Genomic DNA, 5,300 nt, shown 5'->3' with positions numbered 1-5,300 from the left:
GCCGAAGAAGGTCATCCACATGAAGGTGAAGCCCAGCGGCACCAGCAGCACGCCGACCACGAATTCCCGGATCGTGCGCCCGCGCGAGACGCGCGCGATGAACATGCCCACGAAGGGTGACCAGGCGATCCACCAGCCCCAGTAGAACAGCGTCCAGCCGCCGATCCAGCCGCTGGGTTCGTAGGCGTAGAGGTTGAAGGTCATCGAGAACAGGCCGGAAATGTACATGCCGGTGTTCTGCACCAGCGTCTGCAGCAGGAACACCGTGGGCCCGGCCACCAGCACGAACACCAGCAGGATCACCGCCAGCGCCATGTTCAGCTCGGACACCCTCCGGATGCCGCCGTCCAGGCCCAGGCCCACCGAGATGGGGGCCAGGCCGGTGATGACGGCGATCAGCAGCATCTGCACGCCGATGCCCACGGGCACGCCGAACAGGTGGTTGAGCCCGGCATTGACCTGCATGACGCCAAAACCCAGCGACGTCGCCACGCCGAAGATGGTGCCGAACACGGCGAAGGTGTCGACCGTATGCCCGGCGATGCCATGGATGCGGTCGCCGATGAGCGGATAGAGCGCCGAGCGGATCGTCAGCGGCAGGCCATGCCGGAAGGCGAAGTAGGCCAGCGACAGCCCCACCACCGCGTAGATGGCCCACGCGTGCACGCCCCAGTGGAACAGGGTGATGCGCATCGCCTGGCGCGCGGCTTCGGCCGTGGACGGGTCGCCCACCGGCGGGCTGCTGAAGTGCATCACCGGCTCGGCGACGCCGAAGAACATCAGGCCGATGCCCATGCCGGCCGAAAACAGCATCGCGAACCAGGACCGGTAGCTGTAGTCGGGCCGGCTATGGTCGGGCCCGAGCCGGATGCGGCCATAACCGGACATCGCCACGCCCACCACGAAGACCAGGAAACCCGCCACCGCCAGCACGTAGAACCAGCCTGCCTGGGTGAGGACCCAGGCCTGGATGGCCGCGAACTGTTTTTCCGCCGCCTCGGGCCACAGCGCCGCCAGGGCCACGAACAGCACGATGATGGCACCGGAGGTGATGAACACCGGCGGGTTCATCACGATGCGCCGGCGCGGCGCGGGTTTCGTGGTGTCCTTGTGCATGCGTGCGTCTCCTGGGTGGGTGGCGCGGCGGCTCAGAAATAAAAGCCGATATTGATGTTCAGGCGGGTGCGCCAGGCGTCGTCGCCGGGATCGAGCCCGATGCCGGGGCCCCCGATGAACCACATGTTGCGGCCACTGATCAGGTCCACGTAGGTGAAGGACTTGCCCTTGGCGAAACTGCAGCCGGCGACGTTCTGCCAAGAGTCGCCGCTGCCGGCGCCCACCCCCTGGGTGCTGCTGAGGTTGTTGTAGCAGGTGATGCCGTCGAACCAGCCGCTGCGCGGCAGCGCCCAGGCGACGTTGGCGCTGAGCACGTGGGCCTCGGCGGCGATTTCGAAGGGGAAAAGGAAGGCCGAAAGTGCGACCCGGTCACCGGGCACGTCGTAGCGGTACCAGGCCCACTGGCCCTGCCAGGTCCAGGCGCCGCGCTGGTGCTGCAGGTGCAGGGCGGCGCCGTGGTGGCCGTGGCGGCGACCGCTGGCCTGGTCCTGCACCCGCCCGGTGAAGGCCGAGGCACCCCATTCGGTGTTCGTTTCCCCGCCTTCGATCTTCCTGGCCCAGCGCAGGTTGAGCCGCTCGCGCTCCCGATAGCGCAGGTTGCCGTCGTCGGCCAGGTCGAAGGAATAGCGGTCGAAGCGCGCCCCGTCGCCATATTCGTCGCCGAAGAAAAAACCGGCGTGCAAGCTGTGTTCGCCGGCGCCGTGGCGATAGACCAGGCCGGTGTCGTAGTCGTCTTCCAGGCCCAGGTAATAACCCGAACCGAACCAGAAACTGTGCGAGGCGTAGGGCAGCAGGCCGAAGGGTACCTGCTGGATGCCCAGCTTCAGTTCGCGGTCGCCGTCCAGGCGCCAGCCGGCCCAGGCGTGGTGAACCGCGTCGAAGCCGTCGTACCAGCGGTACTGCAGGGAAAAGTACAGGGGGCCTCGCGCGCCCTTGGCGTCCACGCGCAGCAGTTCCAGGTCGATGTCGCCATTGCCGGCCGGGTCGCCGTAGTCGCGCCAGCCGACGTTGAAGCGCACGGCGCCACCGAGGTCGAAGCCGGGGTCTTCACGCGCCTCGTCGGCCCACGCGGAGCCACACCCAAAGCCCGAGACAAGGCCAAGGGCTACCAGGCAGCCTTTGATGAAGGGCCGGGTCGCCATCTCCCGACCTTACGAGCCACGTCGGGCTTAGTCCACCCGGAGCCGTCCGGGCAATAAAAAACCCCGCCGAAGCGGGGTTTTTTGATGTTGGTGCCCAGGAGAGGACTCGAACCTCCACGGTTTTACCCGCTAGTACCTGAAACTAGTGCGTCTACCAATTCCGCCACCTGGGCCAGTCTTGCCGCAGGGCGACAAGAGCCGCGTAATTTAAGGCCAGGTGCGGGCTTTGTCAACGGTTCCGGGCCGGGCCGGAACCCCTGTGACGCCGGCAGTCAGGGGCCCCGGTGTACCATGGCCGAATGACAAAAGCCCCAAAGAGCAAGAAAAAGACACCGGGCGCGACGCTCCCGCCCTGGATGCCCGACTCGATGCGCGAACAGGCGCCTGCCAAAGGCAAGCCCGAAGCCGCCAAACGTGCCCGCAAACCCCGCGCAGAAACCGCTGCGGCGGCCCCGAAGCCGCCCCGCGGCGGCAAGCCCGGTGCCGCCAAGCCAGGCCGGTCCGGTCCGCCCTCCGCGGCTGCCGGCAAGCCCCGCCGGGGCAATGACCGCCGCCCGGGCCCGTCCGCCGGCGGCAACCCGCCGGGCGTGAAAGACCCGATGGCCGCGCGCGAAGCCGCGCGCTACGAAAACCCGATCGCCAGCCGCGAAGCCATCGCCAACCTGCTGCAGGACAGCCCCGGCCCGCTCACCGCCGAAGAAGTCGGCGAGGCCCTGGACCTGCTGGCGGAAGACCGCTTCGACGCCCTTTCGCGCCGCCTCGGCGCGATGGTGCGCGACGGCCAGCTGCTGCGCAATCGCCGCGGTGGTTACGCCGTGGCCCAGAAGCTCGACCTGGTGGCCGGTACGGTCATCGCCAATCCCGACGGCTTTGGTTTCCTCAAGTGCGACGACGGCGGCGAAGACCTGTTCCTGCCGCCGGGCGAACTGCGCAAGGCCCTGCATGGCGACCGCGTGCTGGCCAGCATCAGCGGCGTTGACCGTCGCGGCCGCCGCGAAGGCGCCATCGTCGAGGTGCTCGAGCACCGCCTGACCCGGCTGACCGGCCGCTACAGCGAACGCGCGCGCATCGGCATGGTCGTGCCCGACGACCGCCGCGTGCTGACCGAAGTGCTGATCCCGCCGGAAGACAACAACGGCGCCCGCGAAGGCCAGCTGGTGGTGGTCGAAATCACCCAGCCGCCGGAAAAGGGCCGGCCGCCGATGGGCCGCATCCTGCTGGTGCTGGGCGACCGCCTGACCCCGTCGCTGGTGGTCCAGGCGGCCATCCACGGCCACGACCTGCCGCACGAGTTCCCGCGCGAAGCCCTGGCCGAGGCCGCCGAGGTGCCACTGGAAGTGCCGGTCGCCGAAGCGCGCCGCCGCGTTGACCTGCGCAAGCTGCCGCTGGTCACCATCGACGGCGAGGACGCCAAGGACTTCGACGACGCCGTCTGGTGCGAACCCAACGCCGAAGGTTTTCGCCTGATCGTCGCCATCGCCGACGTTTCCCACTACGTTCGCCCGGGCACCGCGCTCGACGAAGAAGCCGTGAAGCGCGCCACGTCGGTTTATTTCCCCGGCTTCGTGGTGCCGATGCTGCCCGAGACCCTCTCCAACGGCATCTGCTCGCTGATGCCCAAGGTCGAACGCCTGTGTTTCGCCTGCGACATGCAGGTGGACTTCGACGGCAATGTCACCCGTTCGAAATTCTACGAAGCGGTGATGAATTCGCACGCGCGCCTGACCTACACCCAGGTCTGGAAGGCCGTGGGCGAGGGCGACACCGACGCGGGCAGGGAAGCCATTGCCCAGGTCGGTTCGCTGATGCCCCAGCTCCAGCGCCTGCACCAGCTGTACAAGGTGCTGGCCAAGGCGCGATCGCGCCGCGGCGCCATCGAGTTCGAATCCTCGGAAGTGCGCTTCGTGCTCGACAACGACGGCGAAGTCATCCAGGCCGGCATGCTCGAGCGCAACGACGCGCACAAGCTGATCGAGGAATGCATGATCGCCGCGAACGTCGAGGCCGGCCGTTTCGTCACCGCCAAGCAGGTGCCGGCGCCGTTCCGCGTGCACCCGCGACCGCCCGAGGCCAAGTACGCCGACCTGCTGGAGTACCTGTCCGAGTTCGGCCTGAGCCTGCCGCCCTGGAGCAAGGTGCAGCCGCGCGACTTCACCCAGCTGCTGCGCAAGATCCGCGTGCGCCCCGACGCGGCCCTGCTTGAAACCGTGCTGCTGCGCTCGCAGTCCATGGCCGTGTACCAGACCGAAAACCTGGGCCATTTCGGCCTGGCGCTGGACGCGTATTCGCACTTCACCTCGCCGATCCGGCGTTACCCGGACCTGCTGCTGCACCGTGCCATCAAACACCTGCTCGAAGCCGGCGGTCCCGACGGCTTCCGCTACTCGGCCAAGGAAATGGCGTCGCTGTCGGTGCACTGCTCAGAACGCGAACGCCGCGCCGACGAAGTCGAGCGCGAGGTGGACGAACGCTACCGCAGCGCCTGGATGGAAAAACACGTCGGCGACGAGTTCGACGGCGTGGTCAGCGGCGTCACCAACTTCGGCCTGTTCGTCGAACTGGCCGGCTCCAAGGTCAACGGCCTGGTGCACGTGACCCAGCTGCCGCACGATTATTTCCACTTCGACCCGCTGCGGCGCAGCCTGTCCGGTGAACGCACCGGCCTGCGCTTCCGCCTGGGCGACCCGGTGCGGGTGCTGGTGCTCAAGGCCAGCGTCGAGGACAAGCGCATTGATTTCAGGCTGGTGGTGCCGGAAGGCGCACCGAAGAAAAAGAAGAAGGCCGGCTCGCACTGAGCCCGGTGAGGAAAGCACGAACATGAGCACCAGGAAGGACAACTGGGTTGCCGGCATCAATGCCGTGGCCTCGGCGCTGGAACACGATCTCGAGCACGTGCGCGAGGTCCTGCTCGAAGCCGGCAGCAAGAACCCGCGCATCACCGAGATCGAGGAAACCGCCCGCCGCCGCGACGTCTCCGTGCGCCGGGTGCCGCTGCAGTCGCTCGAAGGCATCGCCGGCGGCCTGCGCCACCAGGGCGCGGTG

The 5,300-nt window shown here is 67.8% G+C and carries 4 protein-coding genes and 1 tRNA gene; 2 read left to right on the top strand and 3 right to left on the bottom strand.

Going from position 1 to position 5,300, the window contains the following annotated elements; genetic code table 11:
- From AACZ35_RS12030 to AACZ35_RS12020, 3 genes are all read right to left on the bottom strand, one after another.
- Positions 1–1,116, bottom strand: a 1,116-nt coding sequence (locus AACZ35_RS12030; RefSeq protein ID WP_339829608.1) for a BCCT family transporter, incomplete at its 3' end; no start/stop codon positions are given.
- Between the two features lie 32 nt (positions 1,117–1,148).
- On the bottom strand, positions 1,149–2,258 hold the full coding sequence (locus tag AACZ35_RS12025; protein WP_339829605.1) for a hypothetical protein: 1,110 nt from the start codon (positions 2,256–2,258) through the stop codon (positions 1,149–1,151).
- An 88-nt stretch (positions 2,259–2,346) separates the two neighbouring features.
- Positions 2,347–2,431: transfer RNA gene (locus AACZ35_RS12020), tRNA-Leu, on the bottom strand.
- Positions 2,432–2,626: 195 nt separating this feature from the next.
- Here AACZ35_RS12020 and rnr point away from each other — a divergent pair.
- Together rnr and AACZ35_RS12010 are read left to right on the top strand one after the other, a co-directional pair.
- Positions 2,627–5,053: a ribonuclease R gene (gene rnr / locus AACZ35_RS12015; RefSeq protein WP_339829611.1), complete on the top strand. Its 2,427-nt coding sequence runs from the start codon at positions 2,627–2,629 to the stop codon at positions 5,051–5,053.
- Between the two features lie 22 nt (positions 5,054–5,075).
- A partial coding sequence (locus AACZ35_RS12010; protein WP_339829602.1) for an RNA methyltransferase substrate-binding domain-containing protein occupies positions 5,076–5,300 on the top strand: 225 nt, incomplete at its 3' end.

Origin of the sequence: uncultured Arenimonas sp. (assembly GCF_963976025.1) — a bacterium.
In the GTDB taxonomy this organism is placed as follows: domain Bacteria; phylum Pseudomonadota; class Gammaproteobacteria; order Xanthomonadales; family Xanthomonadaceae; genus Arenimonas.
The sequence above is the reverse complement of the archived record's forward strand: the minus strand, read 5'-3'. Positions and strand labels throughout refer to the sequence as shown.